The 15,704-nt window shown below is 33.0% G+C and carries 15 protein-coding genes and 4 tRNA genes; 17 read left to right on the top strand and 2 right to left on the bottom strand.

Going from position 1 to position 15,704, the window contains the following annotated elements; translation table 11 throughout:
* The 4 genes from C4R78_RS07650 to C4R78_RS07635 all read left to right on the top strand — a co-directional run.
* Positions 1 to 648 (top strand): methyl-accepting chemotaxis protein (locus C4R78_RS07650; protein WP_242971213.1); only part of this gene is annotated, 648 nt, incomplete at its 5' end.
* Between the two features lie 85 nt (positions 649 to 733).
* Positions 734 to 1,717 (top strand): HD-GYP domain-containing protein, encoded by a 984-nt coding sequence (locus C4R78_RS07645; RefSeq protein WP_159945859.1) that lies wholly within the window; start codon positions 734 to 736, stop codon positions 1,715 to 1,717.
* A 70-nt stretch (positions 1,718 to 1,787) separates the two neighbouring features.
* On the top strand, positions 1,788 to 2,264 hold the full coding sequence (locus C4R78_RS07640) for a hypothetical protein (RefSeq protein WP_103896484.1): 477 nt from the start codon (positions 1,788 to 1,790) through the stop codon (positions 2,262 to 2,264).
* An 11-nt stretch (positions 2,265 to 2,275) separates the two neighbouring features.
* Complete coding sequence (locus tag C4R78_RS07635; RefSeq protein WP_103896483.1) at positions 2,276 to 3,151, top strand: DMT family transporter; 876 nt, start codon at positions 2,276 to 2,278, stop codon at positions 3,149 to 3,151.
* Positions 3,152 to 3,158: 7 nt separating this feature from the next.
* On the opposite strand, the gene C4R78_RS07630 is transcribed toward C4R78_RS07635, so the two are convergent.
* The gene (locus C4R78_RS07630) at positions 3,159 to 3,680 is read right to left on the bottom strand and encodes a CDP-alcohol phosphatidyltransferase family protein (RefSeq protein ID WP_103896482.1); all 522 of its coding nucleotides are present in this window, start codon (positions 3,678 to 3,680) and stop codon (positions 3,159 to 3,161) included.
* Between the two features lie 202 nt (positions 3,681 to 3,882).
* Here C4R78_RS07630 and C4R78_RS07625 point away from each other — a divergent pair, with 202 nt between their 5' ends.
* Together C4R78_RS07625 and C4R78_RS07620 are read left to right on the top strand one after the other, a co-directional pair.
* Positions 3,883 to 5,256 carry an NAD(P)/FAD-dependent oxidoreductase gene (locus C4R78_RS07625; RefSeq protein ID WP_103896481.1) on the top strand — a complete coding sequence of 458 codons (1,374 nt, stop codon included), beginning with the start codon at positions 3,883 to 3,885 and terminating at the stop codon, positions 5,254 to 5,256.
* Between the two features lie 9 nt (positions 5,257 to 5,265).
* A complete protein-coding gene (locus tag C4R78_RS07620) occupies positions 5,266 to 6,549 on the top strand; it encodes an adenylosuccinate synthase (RefSeq protein ID WP_103896480.1) in 1,284 nt (427 codons plus the stop codon).
* 7 nt (positions 6,550 to 6,556) lie between these two features.
* Here the strand turns inward: C4R78_RS07620 and C4R78_RS07615 are convergent, their stop codons facing one another.
* A complete protein-coding gene (locus C4R78_RS07615; RefSeq protein WP_103896479.1) occupies positions 6,557 to 7,747 on the bottom strand; it encodes a dicarboxylate/amino acid:cation symporter in 1,191 nt (396 codons plus the stop codon).
* Between the two features lie 253 nt (positions 7,748 to 8,000).
* Here C4R78_RS07615 and C4R78_RS07610 point away from each other — a divergent pair, with 253 nt between their 5' ends.
* The 11 genes from C4R78_RS07610 to C4R78_RS07560 all read left to right on the top strand — a co-directional run bounded on the left by C4R78_RS07610 (position 8,001) and on the right by C4R78_RS07560 (position 15,658).
* Positions 8,001 to 9,365 (top strand): alanine/glycine:cation symporter family protein, encoded by a 1,365-nt coding sequence (locus C4R78_RS07610; protein ID WP_103896478.1) that lies wholly within the window; start codon positions 8,001 to 8,003, stop codon positions 9,363 to 9,365.
* A gap of 177 nt (positions 9,366 to 9,542) precedes the next feature.
* The gene (rbsK, locus tag C4R78_RS07605) at positions 9,543 to 10,472 is read left to right on the top strand and encodes a ribokinase (protein WP_103896477.1); all 930 of its coding nucleotides are present in this window, start codon (positions 9,543 to 9,545) and stop codon (positions 10,470 to 10,472) included.
* A gap of 2 nt (positions 10,473 to 10,474) precedes the next feature.
* Entirely contained in the window at positions 10,475 to 10,870 is a 396-nt protein-coding gene (gene rbsD / locus C4R78_RS07600; RefSeq protein WP_103896476.1) for a D-ribose pyranase, read from the top strand.
* Positions 10,871 to 10,881: 11 nt separating this feature from the next.
* The gene (locus tag C4R78_RS07595; RefSeq protein ID WP_103896475.1) at positions 10,882 to 12,378 is read left to right on the top strand and encodes a sugar ABC transporter ATP-binding protein; all 1,497 of its coding nucleotides are present in this window, start codon (positions 10,882 to 10,884) and stop codon (positions 12,376 to 12,378) included.
* 12 nt (positions 12,379 to 12,390) lie between these two features.
* Positions 12,391 to 13,320 (top strand): ribose ABC transporter permease, encoded by a 930-nt coding sequence (gene rbsC / locus C4R78_RS07590; protein ID WP_103896474.1) that lies wholly within the window; start codon positions 12,391 to 12,393, stop codon positions 13,318 to 13,320.
* 16 nt (positions 13,321 to 13,336) lie between these two features.
* Positions 13,337 to 14,233 carry a ribose ABC transporter substrate-binding protein RbsB gene (rbsB, locus tag C4R78_RS07585; protein WP_103896473.1) on the top strand — a complete coding sequence of 299 codons (897 nt, stop codon included), beginning with the start codon at positions 13,337 to 13,339 and terminating at the stop codon, positions 14,231 to 14,233.
* A 52-nt stretch (positions 14,234 to 14,285) separates the two neighbouring features.
* Entirely contained in the window at positions 14,286 to 15,281 is a 996-nt protein-coding gene (locus tag C4R78_RS07580) for a LacI family DNA-binding transcriptional regulator (RefSeq protein WP_103896472.1), read from the top strand.
* Positions 15,282 to 15,342: 61 nt separating this feature from the next.
* Positions 15,343 to 15,417: transfer RNA gene (locus C4R78_RS07575), tRNA-Glu, on the top strand.
* A 3-nt stretch (positions 15,418 to 15,420) separates the two neighbouring features.
* Positions 15,421 to 15,496, top strand: a tRNA-Val gene (locus C4R78_RS07570).
* Between the two features lie 6 nt (positions 15,497 to 15,502).
* Positions 15,503 to 15,579: transfer RNA gene (locus C4R78_RS07565), tRNA-Asp, on the top strand.
* Between the two features lie 3 nt (positions 15,580 to 15,582).
* Positions 15,583 to 15,658 (top strand) — tRNA-Thr (locus tag C4R78_RS07560).
* The last annotated feature ends 46 nt before the right edge of the window (positions 15,659 to 15,704 follow it).

Genomic DNA, 15,704 nt, shown 5'->3' with positions numbered 1-15,704 from the left:
AATTTAGTAAGGGTGATAGATGAAATAAAGGAAGCCTTTGAAGCGGTGATAAATAAAATAAACAATCTAATAGGCTCATTAAAACAAATAAGCAACATAACAGAGGTTATAAATGGGATATCAGAGCAGACGAATTTACTGGCATTAAATGCAGCGATAGAGGCAGCAAGGGCAGGGGAGATGGGAAAAGGATTTGCGGTAGTAGCAGATGAAGTAAGGAAACTAGCAGAGGAGTCAAAGAGGTCAACAAAAGAGATAAATGAGCTTTTAAAGGGAATACAAAAGGATGCAGAGGAGGTAATAAACACATCAAGGGAAGTTAGTGATTTTATAAAAGAGCAGACAAGCTCTGTGGAAAATACGGTAAAAACCTTTGAAGGGATAATAGATTCTATAGAGAACATAGTTCCGCTGATAGAGAAGGTAAACAGGGACATGGATGAGGTAATAAAATCAAGGGATGAGGTAATAACAAAGGTAGAGGGTGTAAGCGCAGTAACACAAGAAAACAGTGCAGCAGCACAAGAAGTTGCGGCATCCTCTGAGGAGCTTTCTGCATCTACTGATGAGGTTTCAAAGGCTGCCCAAAGCTTGAGTGCATTAGCTATGGATTTATCTAAAACAGTTAACAGATTTAAAGTAAAATAGGCAGATTATATTCTGCCTATAAATTTTTTTTAAAAATATTCGATAACTTTTTGTAGAAAAAAATCGAATGGAAGAGGGATATAAAATGAGGCTTGCAATTTTAACAGAAGCTTTACAAGGTAAAATATTAGGGAATACCGTATATAATGAAAATGGAATTTTGTTTTTAAAAGAAGGAGCAGTATTGACATCATCTGCTATAAAAAGGCTTCAAAATATGGGAATAAATACTGTATATATTAAAGAAGATGAAGAAAACGATGATATGGTAATCCAAGAGGCATTAGAAATACAAGTAAAGCTTAAGCTTATAAAACTTTTAAAGGAAGTTTTTAATGATGTAAAGACTAAAAATTATGTTGATTATGATAAGTGTTATGAGATTGTTGATACTATAATTAAAAGTATTAACTTATCAGAAAATGCCATGTTAATAAATAATTTAACTAAAAGTGATTTTATATCTGATTTATGTATTCATTCTATAGATGTTGCTACATTATCTATAATTATTGGAACTTACAAAAAATATGATATTAAAAAGATTATAAATCTTGCTTTAGCAGCATTGCTTCATGATGTAGGCAAGCTGTTAGACAATAACAAAGAACACCATGCTATTTTGGGATATAATTTGTTAAAGCAAAATACTATGTTTAAAGCAACTACTTTTTCTGCAGTATATCAGCACCATGAAATGTATGATGGAAGTGGACCGCTAGGTTTAAAAGGAGAAAATATATTTGAATTTGCAAAAATCATAAATATTAGTGATTTATACGTTAATTTAATAAAACAAGATAACATACTTCCCCATGAGGCTATTGAAAGGATTACGGCTCTTGGAAACAAAATAGATCCAGAAATATATAGGGATTTTATCAGTACTGTTTATTGCTATCCTAATGGAACTAGGGTAATTTTAAACAATGGACAGGAGGGTGTTGTAATAGCTCAGAATAAAAATTTGACTACAAGGCCAATAGTAAGAGTTAAAGAAAATGGAAAGTATAATTATTATAATCTACAAAAGGAGCTTACACTATTTATAGAAAAGGTTATATTATAAAAAGCAGGCTAATGCCTGCTTTTTGTGTTTGTGATATAATTAAATTAAAGTATTAAAAGGGGTGGTTTTTATGAAAAGGAATGGATTTTTAACATTCTTGGCAGCTTTAATACCGGGAGTTGGATATATGTATCTTGGGTTTATAAGAAGAGGTATACAATTTCTTTTGCTTTATCTTTTAATTGAGCCGGTGTTTAAATTAGTTGGTTTGGGATTTTTAGCAAGCTTTGTTAAAATTCCTATATGGTTTTATACTTTTTTTGATACCTTTAACCTAGCCGAAAAAATGGATAGGGGAGAGATAGTATACGATAAGGATATATTTGGAGATTTTTATTTTGAGGATAGGTTAGGTGATATAATGAATAGCAAATTAACATTTATTATTGGATGGCTTTTAATTTTAACAGGAATATTTAGCATTTTAAATAAAATATTTTATGATTATGAGATATATAATTTAATAAAGTCTTATGTAAAAACATATTTTATTCCGGTAAGCTTTATTATAATTGGAGGTTATTTAATTTTTAAGGGCAAGAAATAAGGGGGATTTTTATGGATAAGAAGATTACTTATCTTGCTAATTTAGGACTTTTGATGGTTGCAATGATTTGGGGTGGAGGGTTTGTGGCAACAAAAAATGCTTTGGAGGAAATAACGCCCCTTTATTTGATGGCAATGAGGTTTACAATAGCTTTTTTAATTTTAGCTGTTATGTTTTACAAAAAAATTAAAAATACAAACAGACAGGAATTAATTGGGGGAGTTGTAATAGGGCTTTTCCTATACTTTGCTTTTGCAAGCCAAACTATAGGGCTTCAATTTACAACTCCGGGGAAACAAGCCTTTTTAACAGGAACTAATGTTGTTATGGTTCCCTTTTTATATTGGGCTGTTTACAAAAAAAGGCCAGATATTTATTCCTTTGTAGGAGCATTTCTTTGTTTTATAGGGATTGCTGCTTTAACGTATAATAAGGGTATGGCAATAAATTTTGGTGACCTTTTAACTTTAATTTGTGCTGTTTTATTTGCAGGTCATATAGTTTCAACAGGCTTTTATGCTCAAAAATTTGAGCCTATAAATTTGACCATTATTCAATTTGGAGTGGCGGCAGTGCTTTCAATGATTACAGCTTTTTTAATGGAGCCTTCTTTAAAGGTCATTTCTTATAAAGGATATCTTTCAGTTTTGTATCTTTCTGTTTTAAGCACCTGTCTTGCTTTTTTGCTTCAGACTGTTGCTCAAAAATATACAAAATCTACTTCTGCAGCTATTTTTCTTAGCATGGAGGCAGTATTTGGGAGTATATTTTCTGTAATATTTACAGGTGAAGTTTTTACATTGAAGATGATATTAGGATGTGTTTTAATATTTATATCGGTTATTGTAGTTGAAACAAAATTAGAATTTTTAAAAAGCCCTTGTTAAGGGCTTTTTATTTTGATGTTTTTTTTATGTGTATAAAATGCATAAGGTAGTTGTAAAGGGCAAAAAAGGCGAGAAATATGGCGCAGTATAAAAAGTATAAGCCAAATAGTTTGTTTAAGGTTAATATTCCTATTGAGATATAAAAAAGAACGGTGGCAGCTTTTCCATAGTATTTTGCAGCTACTACGGTTTCATATTTTTTTAAAAGGGTGAATCCTCCTATTATCATTAAAACTTCTTTTATGAGTATTATATAAAATATCCAATTTGGAATAATGTTTGAAAAGGAAAGAGAAAATAATACGGTTAAAAGCATAAATTTATCTGCTAAAGGATCTAGTAAGGTTCCCCATTTTGTAATCATGTTATATTTTCTTGCTATATATCCATCAAGGACATCAGTAAGCCCTGCTATGAAAAATATTAAAATAGCATAAGAAAAAGAATTTTTTATATTTGAAAAATATATTAAAAGGTATGTAGGAATTAAAATGAATCTCAATGTGGTTAAAGCGTTTGGTATATTCATAGCAACCTCCTTAATGTTTGATAATAAAATTATACCACAAAAATTGTAAAATAAACATAAAAATGATGTCGAATTTAGTAGTATAATGATTTAATCAAATTTCGTTTAATAACGAAATATAATGTTGATTTATAAATTATAATTGACTTTATTGTTTTTGTTTGTTAAGATTTACATGGAAAGATTTTAAGGAGGGAATTTTATGTATGATGTTTTAATAGTAGGTGGGGGACCAGCAGGCATTTTTACAGCCCTTGAGCTTGTAAAAAATAATCCAAATTTAAAGATAGTCCTTTTTGAAAAGGGAAAAAGTATAACAAAAAGAAAATGTCCGATAACTGAAAAGGGAGTAAAATGCCAGCACTGCAAACCCTGTTCTATAGTTTCTGGATGGGGTGGAGCTGGAGCTTTTTCTGATGGTAAGCTTACTTTAACTACTGAATTTGGAGGAATACTCGATGAGTATATTAATATAGATGAGCTTAAAAAACTTATAGATTATGTAGATAACATATATGTAGAATTTGGAGGACCAAAAGAGGTTCATGGAGAAATAAATGATAAGGTTTTAGAACTTATAAAAAAGGCAGCAGCAGCGGATCTTAAGTTTATCCCGGCAAGGATAAGGCATCTTGGAACGGACAATTGTTTTAATATACTAAAAAGAATGGAAGAATTTTTAAGGGAGAAAATAGAGGTTAGAACAAATACAGAAGTAAAAAGAATATTAGTTGAGGATAATAAAGTAAAGGGCGTTGAATTAAAAAGTGGTGAAATAGTTGAAGGAAGGTTTATTGTTGTATCTCCGGGAAGGGAAGGTTCGGATTGGTTTTCTAAGGAAATAGAAAGATTAAACTTAGAAACTACAACAAACCCTGTAGATATAGGAGTTAGAGTAGAATGTCCAGCTATTATATTTAAGGATATTACCGACGCAGTTTATGAATCTAAGCTTATATATTATACGAAATCCTTTGATGATAAAGTAAGAACCTTTTGTATGAATCCTTATGGGGAAGTGGTTGTTGAAAACAACGATGGAATAAAGACGGTTAATGGACACAGTTATGCTAACAAAAAAAGCGAAAATACAAATTTTGCTCTTTTAGTTTCAAAGAATTTTACAAAGCCCTTTAATTCTCCAATAGAGTATGGAAAGTATGTTGCAAGCCTTGCTAATATGCTGGGGGAAGGGGTTATAGTTCAAAGGCTTGGAGACCTTTTAGAAGGAAGAAGGACCACAGAAGAAAGATTAAAAAGGGGACTTGTAAGACCTACCTTAAAGGATGCAACTCCGGGGGATTTAAGTTTAGTTTTACCATATAGATTTTTAACGGATATAATTGAAATGTTACAAGCTCTTGATAAAATAGCGCCTGGAATTTATTCGAAACATACGTTATTATATGGAGTAGAGGTTAAATTTTATTCTTTAAGGGTAAAGCTTTCTTCAAGTCTTGAAACTCAGGTTCAAAACCTATTTGCAGGCGGAGATGGAGCAGGAATTACAAGGGGTCTTGCCCAAGCTTCTGTATCAGGAGTTATAATTGCAAGGGAAATATTAAAGAGAATTTGAGGTGGTAAAATGAGTTTAGTAGTTATAGGAGCTCAGTGGGGAGATGAAGGAAAGGGTAAAATAACTGATTTTTTAGCAGAAAATGCAGATGTTGTAGTAAGATATCAAGGGGGGAATAATGCAGGACATACTGTTATAGCAAATAATAAAAAGTATAAGCTCCACTTAATACCTTCTGGAATACTTTATGATGATAAGCTTTGTATTATAGGAAATGGCGTTGTAGTAGACCCTAAGGCTCTTTTAGATGAAATTGAATATTTAAAAGGTGAAGGAATAAGGGTGGATAATAAAAAGCTTCTTATTAGCGATAGAGCACATGTTATAATGCCTTATCACAAAATAATAGATGCCCTCTCTGAAAAAAAGAGGGGTTCAAAGGATATAGGAACTACAGGAAAGGGAATAGGTCCTTGTTATACAGATAAACATGAAAGAGTAGGAATAAGGATTTGTGACCTTTTAAACAAAGAAGTCTTTGCAGAAAAGTTAAAAATGAATCTAGAAGTTAAGAATAAATTAATAAAAGAGATATATGAGGATGAGGAACTAAATTTTGATGAGATATACAACTTATATATGGGGTATGCTGAAAAGCTTAAAGATTTTGTTACAGATACTTCAGTTGTAATTTATGAAAAAATAAAAGAAGGTAAAAAAGTTTTGTTTGAAGGAGCTCAAGGAACTCTTCTTGATATTGATTATGGGACTTATCCATATGTAACTTCCTCCCATCCTGTATCAGGAGGGGTATGTATAGGAGCAGGGATAGGGCCTACTATGATAGATAGAGTTGTTGGGGTTTGTAAAGCTTACACTACAAGAGTTGGAAAAGGGCCTTTCCCAACAGAATTGTTTGATGAGATCGGTGATTTTATAAGGAATAAAGGTTTTGAATATGGAACAACCACAGGAAGGGCAAGAAGATGTGGATGGCTTGACCTTGTTATTTTAAAGTATGCTGCAAGGATTTCAGGACTTACAAGCCTTGCTATAACAAAAATAGATACTTTAGCAGGACTTGATAAAGTAAAGGTTTGTGTAGGGTATGAAATTGAAGGAAAAGTTATAGATAACTTCCCAGCATCCTTAGAAGATCTTGCAAAGTGTAAGCCTATATATAAGGAATTTGATGGATGGGATGATTCGGTTCAAAGGGCAAAAAGCTTTGATGAGCTTCCGGAAAATGCGAAAAAATATTTAAGGTTTATAGAAGAATATACAGGAGTTAGAATCTCAATAATTTCAGTAGGACCTGAAAGAGAAAATACAATAGTTGTAGGAAAATATTAATCCCATGCTAAATAGCATGGGATTTTTCTGCATTGACTTTTTCTTCTTTGTAGATTTTATCAACCAATATTGCGATTGCATTATCTCCAGATACATTGCAAGCTGTTCCAAAGCTGTCTTGAGTTATATATAAAGCTATCATTAAGGCAAGTTGAGCTTCAGAAAAACCAAGCATTGATTGCAATATTCCAAGAGCTGCCATAACCGCTCCTCCGGGAACTCCTGGAGCAGCAACCATTGTAACGCCAAGCATTGCAATAAAGCCTGCCATTTTTGAAAATGTAATTGGCATATTTGAAAGCATCATAACAGCTATTGAACATGCAGTTAAAGTTATAGTACTTCCTGAAAGATGTATTGTTGCGCAAAGTGGAACAACAAATTCCCTTATTCCTTTTGAAACTCCGTTCTTTTCAGCGCATTGCAAGTTAACAGGTATTGTTGCTGCTGAAGATTGAGTTCCTATTGCCGTTAAATAACCTGGTATTTGATTTTTAAGGCAAGTTATTAGATTTTTCTTTCCAATTGTGCAGGCCACTGAGAATTGGAAAAGTATTATTATAAGATGACAAGCTATTATAACTAAGAACACCTTCCAGAATACAGAAAGAATTCTTCCAACTTCTCCTGCAAAGGTCATGTTTGCAAATATACCCATTATATGTATAGGGAGTAATGGAACTATTACATTTTTTATTGTTTTTTCCATTATCTTTTGGAATTCACAAGCTATGTTGTATAAAGTTCTTTCTTGTAAAGAAGCAATTCCAAGGCCTAATAAGAAGGCAAGTATGAGGGCTGACATAACACCCATTACAGGAGGCATGTCTATTTTAAAGAAAGGAGCAAGAAGTTTTTCTTCTGGGTTTGAAGCATCGTTTAAAAATTGAGAACCTTTTATAAACATTGGGAAAAGGTTTGTTGCAACAAAATAAGCAAAGAATCCAGCGATAAGGGTTGATATGTAAGCTATAGCTGTTGTAATTCCAAGAAGCTTTCCAGCTCCTTTTCCAAGATCAGCAATACCAGATATAACAAAGCCTAAAATTATAAGAGGAATACAAAAGCCTAAAAAGCTTCCAAAGATTGCATTAAAGGTTGCTAAAAGCCTAACAATTGGTTCAAAAGTAAACTTACCTATCAAGATACCTAGTATGATTGCTATGATTAGTCTTGGCACAAGTCCAAGTTTTTTCATAAAAGTTCCCCCTTATTGTAAAATTTCAATATAATTGTATAAAAATATTTAGAAAATTTCAATATGGGGGTATATTATAAAGGAAATAAAGAATTATAAATTAAATTTTTTAGAAAATATTAAATATTTCGATAAATTTAAGAGATATTTTGGATAAATAAAGGTTGTGCTATTTGAATTTTAAATGATAGAAATTTATAATAAAAGAAAATGTTAAAATTTTAACTTAAATTTTATGTTAGGGGGATTTGCTATGTTAGAGTTTGTAAAAGGCATCAACAGTATTCTTTGGGGTTATGTTTTAATTTTCCTTCTTTGTGGTACAGGGGTTTACTACACGTTTTTATTAAAAGGGGTTCAAGTAAGAAGATTTAAGGATGGATTTAAAAGAGTTTTTGGAAACATAACTTTAAAAGGTGAAAAGGCTGGAAAAGAGGGTATGTCTTCCTTCCAGGCTCTTGCAACTGCAATTGCAGCACAAGTTGGAACAGGTAATCTAGCAGGAGCTGCAACGGCTATAGCATCGGGAGGACCTGGAGCTATATTTTGGATGTGGCTAAGTGCTTTTTTTGGAATGAGCACGCTGTTTTCAGAAGCAGTTCTTGCACAAGTTTTTAAAGATAAAGTGGAGGATGAGGTTACTGGAGGTCCTGCTTATTATATAAAGAAGGGGCTTGGAAGCAATGTTTTGGCGTACTTTTTCTCAATTTCTATAATTTTAGCTTTAGGTTTTATGGGAAATATGGTTCAGTCAAATTCCATAGGAGCAGCTTTTTATAATTCCTTTGGAATAAAACCTATATACGTTGGAATAATCCTTGCAATTATAGCAGGGTTTATATTTATAGGAGGAATAAAAAGAATTGCATCAGTTACAGAAAAGGTTGTTCCTATAATGGCTGTATTTTATATAGTTGGAGGATTGATAGTTATATTATTAAACATAGATTCTCTAATTCCTGCCTTTAAAATGATATTTTTAGGGGCATTTAATCCAAAGGCGGCAACTGGTGGAATAATAGGGGCAACAGTAAAAGAAGCAGTAAGATATGGAGTTGCAAGAGGTCTTTTTTCGAATGAAGCTGGTATGGGTTCAACTCCCCATGCCCACGCAGTTGCAAAGGTTAATCATCCTGTAGAACAAGGTGTTGTAGGGATTATAAGCGTATTTATAGATACTTTCGTAATTTTAACTTTAACTGCCCTTGTTATCTTAACAACAGGCTCTATTGAAACAAAGGCAACAGGTATAAAGCTTACACAAGAAGCATTTATAAGGGGAATGGGACCTTTAGGAGGAACGTTTGTTGCAATTGCTCTTTTATTCTTTGCCTTTTCTACTATAATAGGCTGGTATTTCTTTGGCGAGGCAAATGTTAAATTCTTATTTGGCAAAAAAGGCCTTATGCCTTATAGAATATTGGTGGTTATATTTATAGCTCTTGGAACAGCCCTTGAAGTTCCTCTTGTTTGGGAACTTGCAGACTTTTTCAATGGGCTTATGGTTATACCAAACCTTATTGCCCTTTTAGCCCTTTCAAAGGTAGTTAAAAAATACCTTGAAGATTATGAAAAGGGTAGTTTTTCCTTAAAACAGGAGCAGACTTTTGAAAAATAATTTATAATCTGCCCCCTGCTTAAAAGCAGGGGGCTTTTTTGCAAACACAATGTTAAACATATAACAAACAGGCAAGAACAAATTTAATTTTTTGAATTGACAAAACAATTTAAAATCTAATATAATTTACTTAACCGGTTAATTTAATCGGTTAAGCAACGTTAGGAGGAGATTTTTATGTTTGACATCTGTGTTTTAGGAAGCTTAAACATGGATTTGGTTATAAATGTTGAAAGAATTCCTTCAATAGGTGAAACAATTCTTGCAAAAGATTTTAAAAAATTTCCGGGTGGGAAAGGAGCCAATCAAGCCGTAGCATCGGCAAGACTTGGAAGCAATGTAGTTATGCTTGGATGTATTGGAAAAGATGACAATGGATGTATTTTGATAGATAACCTTAAAAGGGATAACATAAACACAAGATACATTAAAGTGGAAGAAAAAATGCCAACAGGGATAGCTTTAATAACTGTTGATTCTAAGGGGAATAACATTATTTCCGTTTATCCTGGAGCTAACATGGCTGTAGATTTAAGTTATGTTGAAGGATTAAAGGAGGTTTTTAAAAACTCTAAGATAATTATTTCTCAGTTTGAAACTCCAGTTGATGCAACTTTAAAGGCCTTTGAATTTGCAAAAAAAGAAGGTAAAACAACTATCTTAAATCCTGCTCCAGCAAAGAAGATCGATAAGGATTTGATAAGCCTTTCTGATATTATAATCCCTAATGAAACTGAAACTGAATTAATAACAGGAATAAATCCAAAGGATGAAAAAGATATAAAAAGAGCAGGAGAATTTTTAATAAAACAAGGGGCAAAGTATGTGGTAATAACCCTTGGGGAAAGAGGGGCTGCAATAATAAGCAAAGAAAACTTTGTTTTAGTTAATGCTTATAAAGTTGATGCAGTAGACACAACGGCGGCAGGAGATTCCTTTATAGGAGCTATGGCAAGCTACCTATCAAAGAAGGATTTAAACTTTAATACTCTTTATGGTGCAGTAAAATTTGCAAATAAAGTTTCAGCAATAACAGTAACTAAGATTGGAGCTCAATCATCTTTACCTTACTTAAAAGAAGTTTTTGAAAGGTTTGGGGAGGAATAGACATGAAAAAGACGGGTATTTTAAACCATGAGATTTGTGAAGTCATAGCAAAAATGGGGCACACAGATGGCTTAGCTATTGCTGACTGTGGACTTCCTATCCCCGATGGGGTAAAAAGAATAGATTTAGCCCTTGTTAAAGATATTCCAAGGTTTTTAGATACATTAAAGGCGGTTCTTTTAGAACTTGAAGTTGAAGAAGTTTTAGTTGCAGAAGAGACGGTTAAAGTTAGTCCCCATGTTTTTGAGGATATAAAAAGGGAGGTTGGAAATATAAAGATAACCCTTATAAGCCATGAAAGGCTAAAGGAAGAGTTAAAAAATTGTAAAGCAGTAATAAGGACAGGAGAACAAACTCCTTATGCAAATATAATATTAAAATCTGGAGTTGTATTTTAAGGGGGATAAAAATGCAGGATAAAACTCCTATTTTAGAAATGGTTAACATATCAAAGTCCTTTCCAGGAGTTAAAGCGCTAGATAAAGTAAGTTTAAGGGCTTTCCCTGGAGAGGTTATGGGGCTTTTAGGAGAAAATGGGGCAGGAAAGTCAACTTTGATGAAGATATTAAGCGGAGTTTATAAAAAGGATGAAGGAATTATAAAGATAGATGGAAAAGAAGTTGAAATAAATGGAATAAAAGATGCAAAAAGGCTAGGTATATCAATTATTCATCAAGAATTAAGTCTTTTACCTAATTTAACTATATATGAAAATCTTTTTTTAGGAAATGAAATTGTAAAGGGTTTTAAACTTAATAAAAAAGATATGATACAAAAAAGCCAAGAATTTTTAAAGAAGTTTAATTTTAATAAATCTCCTAAAACTCTTACAAGGGATCTTACTGTTGGCGAAATGCAGATGGTGGAGATTATAAAGGCTATATCAAAAAATGCAAAAATAGTTATAATGGACGAGCCAACTACAGCCCTTACAGAAGTTGAGACAGAAAGGCTTTTTACAATAATAAATCAGTTAAAACAGCAGAATATAGCTATAATCTACATATCCCACAGAATGGAGGAAATATTTAGAATATGCGATAGGATAACTGTTTTAAGGGATGGAACCTTTGTTGGGGAAGAGGATATAAAAAATGTAACAAAGGATAAGCTTATATCCATGATGGTTGGAAGAAAATTAGAGGAGCAGTTCCCTTATGTTGAGGTGGAAAAAGGAAAAACTATATTGGAAGTTAGAAATTTATCATGGAAGAAAATAAAGGATGTGTCATTTAATCTTAAAGAAGGTGAAATACTTGGGATTGCAGGGCTTATGGGCTCTGGGAGGACGGAGGTTGCAAAGCTTATATTTGGCGAGTATAAAAAGGAAAAAGGTGAAATTTTAGTTGAAGGTAAGAAGGTTAATATAAATTCTCCCAAGGATGCTATAAAAAATGGAATTGCATATCTTTCTGAGGATAGAAAAAAGGAAGGTTTAGTTTTAAAGCTTTCTGTCCTTGAAAATATGATGATTGCTAATTTAAAGGCTTATGAAAATAAATTTAAGAGGTTAAATAAAAAGAAACAATTAAGCGACTGTAAAGATTATATAAAGAAGCTTTCTATAAAAACTTCATCTCCCTATCAAATTATTAAAAATTTAAGTGGAGGAAATCAGCAAAAGGTTATAATTGCAAGATGGCTTTTAAACTCTCCAAAGGTACTTATAATAGACGAGCCTACAAGGGGAATAGATGTTGGAGCTAAAAAGGAAATATATGATATATTAAACCAACTTAAAAAACAAGGTAAGGGGATAATAATGATTTCCTCTGAAATGGAAGAAATTTTAGGAATTAGCGATAGAATTATTGTAATGCACGAGGGTAGAATAACAGGCGAGATATCAAGAAAAGAAGCTAATCAAGAATTAATTATGAAGTATGCTGTAGGGCTCACAGATTAGAGGGGTGAAAAAATGGAAAAGTTAAAAGCATTAGCTTTAAAATTTAAGTCCTTAATTGGTCTTTTCTTCCTTTGCATAGTTATTTCTATAATTACGCCAAGGTTTTTAAATATAAATAACCTTTTAAATGTTTTAACTCAAGTTTCTGTTAATGCAGTTATTGCAATAGGTATGTCTTTTGTGATTTTAACAGGAGGTATTGACCTTTCTGTAGGCTCAATTTTAGCTGTAACAGGAGCTTTAGCAGCTTCTTTAATATCTAAACAAAATAGCTTATTTTTAGCTATATTGCTTTCTTTAATAGTAGGGGCTTTAATAGGAGCTTTTAATGGTTTACTAGTTTCAAAGGGAAAAATACAGCCTTTCATAGTAACTTTAGCAGGAATGACTATATTTAGAGGAGTAACTTATGTTTATACCAATGGAACACCTATATCGGGACTTTCAAAGGACTTTACTTTTATAGGAAATGCAAGGGTTTTAGGAATTCCTTTTCCAGTTATTATAACTTTTATAGTGTTTTTAATTGCTTGGTATCTTATAAACGAAACTAGATTTGGAAGATATGTCTATGCTTTAGGAGGAAATGAGGATTCGGCAAGGCTTTCAGGTATAAACACCGATAGCATAAAAACTATGGTTTATGTAATATCCGGTATTACTGCTGCCATAGGCGGTATAATTGTAACCAGCAGAATAGGTTCGGCATCTCCTAATGCAGGTTCAGGTTATGAGCTTGATGCTATTGCAGCGGTGGTATTAGGAGGGACAAGCCTTGCGGGAGGAGAAGGAAGTATTGCAGGAACTATAATAGGAGCAATGATTATAGGTGTGTTAAACAACGGTCTTAATCTTATGAATGTATCTCCATTTTATCAGTCTATTGTAAAGGGTTTAGTAATTCTTCTTGCTGTTCTTATCGACAAGAAGAATAAAAAATAAAAAGGGGGATTAAAAAATGAAAAGATTTTTATCAACCTTATTAGTTTTAGCTTTATTTATTGGAACTTTTTCAGGTTGTAACAAAACTTCACAGGAATCTACTAAAAAAATAGGTATGGTTATTTCAACATTAAACAACCCATTTTTCGTTTCAATGAAAGAAGGAGCAGAGAAAAAGGCTAAGGAGCTTGGATATGAGATAGTAATTCTTGATTCCCAAAACGATGCTTCAAAGGAAAGATCAAATGTAGAGGATTTAGTTCAACAGGGCATATCAGTTTTAATAATTAACCCAACTGATAGTGATGCTGTTGCAAATTCAATTGCAGTAGCTCAGCAAAATAACATTCCTGTAATAACAGTTGACAGGGCAGCAAATGGTGTTGAGGTTACATGCCACATAGCCTCTGATAATGTAAAGGGAGGAAAACTTGCAGCACAATTTATTCTTGATAAGCTAGGTGGAAAAGCAAAAATAGTTGAGCTACAAGGTATTCCAGGGGCTTCAGCAACAAGGGATAGAGGAAAAGGGTTCCATGAAGTTGTTGATGGAAATGCTAATGTAAAAGTTGTAGCAAGTCAGCCAGCGGATTTTGATAGACAAAAGGGATTAAATGTTATGGAAAATATAATCCAAGCTAATCCTGATTTTGATGCTGTTTTTGCCCACAATGATGAGATGGCCCTAGGTGCTATAAAGGCACTTAATGCAGCCAATAAGAAAGCTTTAGTAGTGGGTTTTGATGGAACACAGGATGCTGTTGATGCTGTTAAGAGTGGAGAAATGGCAGCTACAATAGCTCAGCAGCCAGATGTTATGGGAAGTCTTGCTGTTGAAAATGCAGTAAAGCTAATAAAGGGCGAGACAATTCCAAAACAAATACCTGTTGACTTAAAGGTAATAACAAAGTAGTATAAATTGCGTCATCCATTGGATGACGCAATAATTTTAAAGGGGTGGAAAAATGAAAAAAGTTACCATAAGCGACATTGCAAAGCTTGCTGGAGTATCTAAGGCTACTGTTTCAATGGTATTTAATAACAAGGATGAAAATATAAGCAAAGAAACAAGGGAGAGAATATTAAAGATTGCAAAGGAGCTTAACTATATTCCTAATTCAGTAGCAAGAAGTCTTGCAACAAATAGAAGTTTTTCAATTGGAATAATACTTCCTGATATAACAAACCCTTTCTTTTCAGAGATTGCAAGGGCTATTGAAGATGAAGCAAATTCTTTAGGATATAATGTGGTGCTTTGCAACACTGACAATAAAATAGAAAAGGAAGAAGAGTATATAAAGCTTCTTATAAGCAAACTAATAGATGGAATTATATTCATAGCAGGTGGAGATAGTAAAAAAAGCATATTCCTTTTAAAAGAAAAGGGTATTCCATTTGTCTTAGTAGATAGATATATAGAGGATAAAGATATTTTTGGTGTCTTTTGTAAAAATTATGAAGGTATAGTTGATGGAGTTGAATATCTTTTAAACAAAGGCAAAAGAAATATTGTTTTTGTTAAAGGACCTCAAAAGCTTGAGATATCAAAACAGAGGTTTTTAGGATATAAAGATACCATGCAAAAGTATGGATTGTATTCTGAAGAATTGGTTTTTCAAGGAGATTTTACTTTAGAGGGAGGCAAAAAGGTTACAGAGGATATAATTAAGAATGTAAAGAAGTTTGATTCTATTTTTTATAGCAATGATGTTATGGCCTTTGGAGGAATAAAGGTTCTTTTAAAGCATGGCTATAAAATACCCGGTGATGTAAACATTATAGGTTTTGATGATGTACAAATATCTAAGTTTATTGAACCTGAACTTACAACTATAGCACAGCCTATTTATGAAATGGGAAAAAGCGCATGTAATTTACTTATTAGGCTAATAAATAAGGAAGAAAATGTAGAAAAAATCTTATATTTTAGACCAAAATTAATTATAAGGGGAACAGCATAAAAATTTTTAAAACATATGTTGACATTTGTCTTAATAGTGTATATAATATAAACTGAGGTTTGGCCCCTTGGTCAAGTGGTTAAGACACCACCCTTTCACGGTGGTAACAGGGGTTCGAATCCCCTAGGGGTCACCATGTGGGCGCCTAGCTCAGCTGGGAGAGCATCTGCCTTACAAGCAGGGGGTCACAGGTTCGAGCCCTGTGGTGCCCACCAAAACGCGGCCCAGTAGCTCAGTTGGTTAGAGTGCCGGCCTGTCACGCCGGAGGTCGAGGGTTCGAGCCCCTTCTGGGTCGCCATATGCCGGCTTAGCTCAATTGGTAGAGCAACTGACTTGTAATCAGTAGGTTGTGAGTTCGAGTCTCACAGCCGGCTCCAAAAAAGCCCTAGCTTTTGCTAGGGCTTTTTTCATTAAGAAAGGGTA

Source organism: Caloramator fervidus, assembly GCF_900108045.1.
Classification (GTDB): domain Bacteria; phylum Bacillota; class Clostridia; order Clostridiales; family Caloramatoraceae; genus Caloramator; species Caloramator fervidus.
The sequence above is the reverse complement of the archived record's forward strand: the minus strand, read 5'-3'. Positions and strand labels throughout refer to the sequence as shown.

What these genes read in the sequence shown, in the direction of transcription:
- C4R78_RS07645 (WP_159945859.1), top strand. Translation starts at nt 734, where the DNA reads ATGAGGCTTGCAATTTTAACAGAAGCTTTACAAGGTAAAATATTAGGG.
- rbsC (WP_103896474.1), top strand. Translation starts at nt 12,391, where the DNA reads ATGGAAAAGTTAAAAGCATTAGCTTTAAAATTTAAGTCCTTAATTGGT.
- C4R78_RS07595 (WP_103896475.1), top strand. Translation starts at nt 10,882, where the DNA reads ATGCAGGATAAAACTCCTATTTTAGAAATGGTTAACATATCAAAGTCC.
- rbsD (WP_103896476.1), top strand. Translation starts at nt 10,475, where the DNA reads ATGAAAAAGACGGGTATTTTAAACCATGAGATTTGTGAAGTCATAGCA.
- C4R78_RS07635 (WP_103896483.1), top strand. Translation starts at nt 2,276, where the DNA reads ATGGATAAGAAGATTACTTATCTTGCTAATTTAGGACTTTTGATGGTT.
- C4R78_RS07610 (WP_103896478.1), top strand. Translation starts at nt 8,001, where the DNA reads ATGTTAGAGTTTGTAAAAGGCATCAACAGTATTCTTTGGGGTTATGTT.
- C4R78_RS07615 (WP_103896479.1), bottom strand. Translation starts at nt 7,747, where the DNA reads ATGAAAAAACTTGGACTTGTGCCAAGACTAATCATAGCAATCATACTA.
- rbsK (WP_103896477.1), top strand. Translation starts at nt 9,543, where the DNA reads ATGTTTGACATCTGTGTTTTAGGAAGCTTAAACATGGATTTGGTTATA.
- C4R78_RS07625 (WP_103896481.1), top strand. Translation starts at nt 3,883, where the DNA reads ATGTATGATGTTTTAATAGTAGGTGGGGGACCAGCAGGCATTTTTACA.
- rbsB (WP_103896473.1), top strand. Translation starts at nt 13,337, where the DNA reads ATGAAAAGATTTTTATCAACCTTATTAGTTTTAGCTTTATTTATTGGA.
- C4R78_RS07640 (WP_103896484.1), top strand. Translation starts at nt 1,788, where the DNA reads ATGAAAAGGAATGGATTTTTAACATTCTTGGCAGCTTTAATACCGGGA.
- C4R78_RS07580 (WP_103896472.1), top strand. Translation starts at nt 14,286, where the DNA reads ATGAAAAAAGTTACCATAAGCGACATTGCAAAGCTTGCTGGAGTATCT.
- C4R78_RS07630 (WP_103896482.1), bottom strand. Translation starts at nt 3,680, where the DNA reads ATGAATATACCAAACGCTTTAACCACATTGAGATTCATTTTAATTCCT.
- C4R78_RS07620 (WP_103896480.1), top strand. Translation starts at nt 5,266, where the DNA reads ATGAGTTTAGTAGTTATAGGAGCTCAGTGGGGAGATGAAGGAAAGGGT.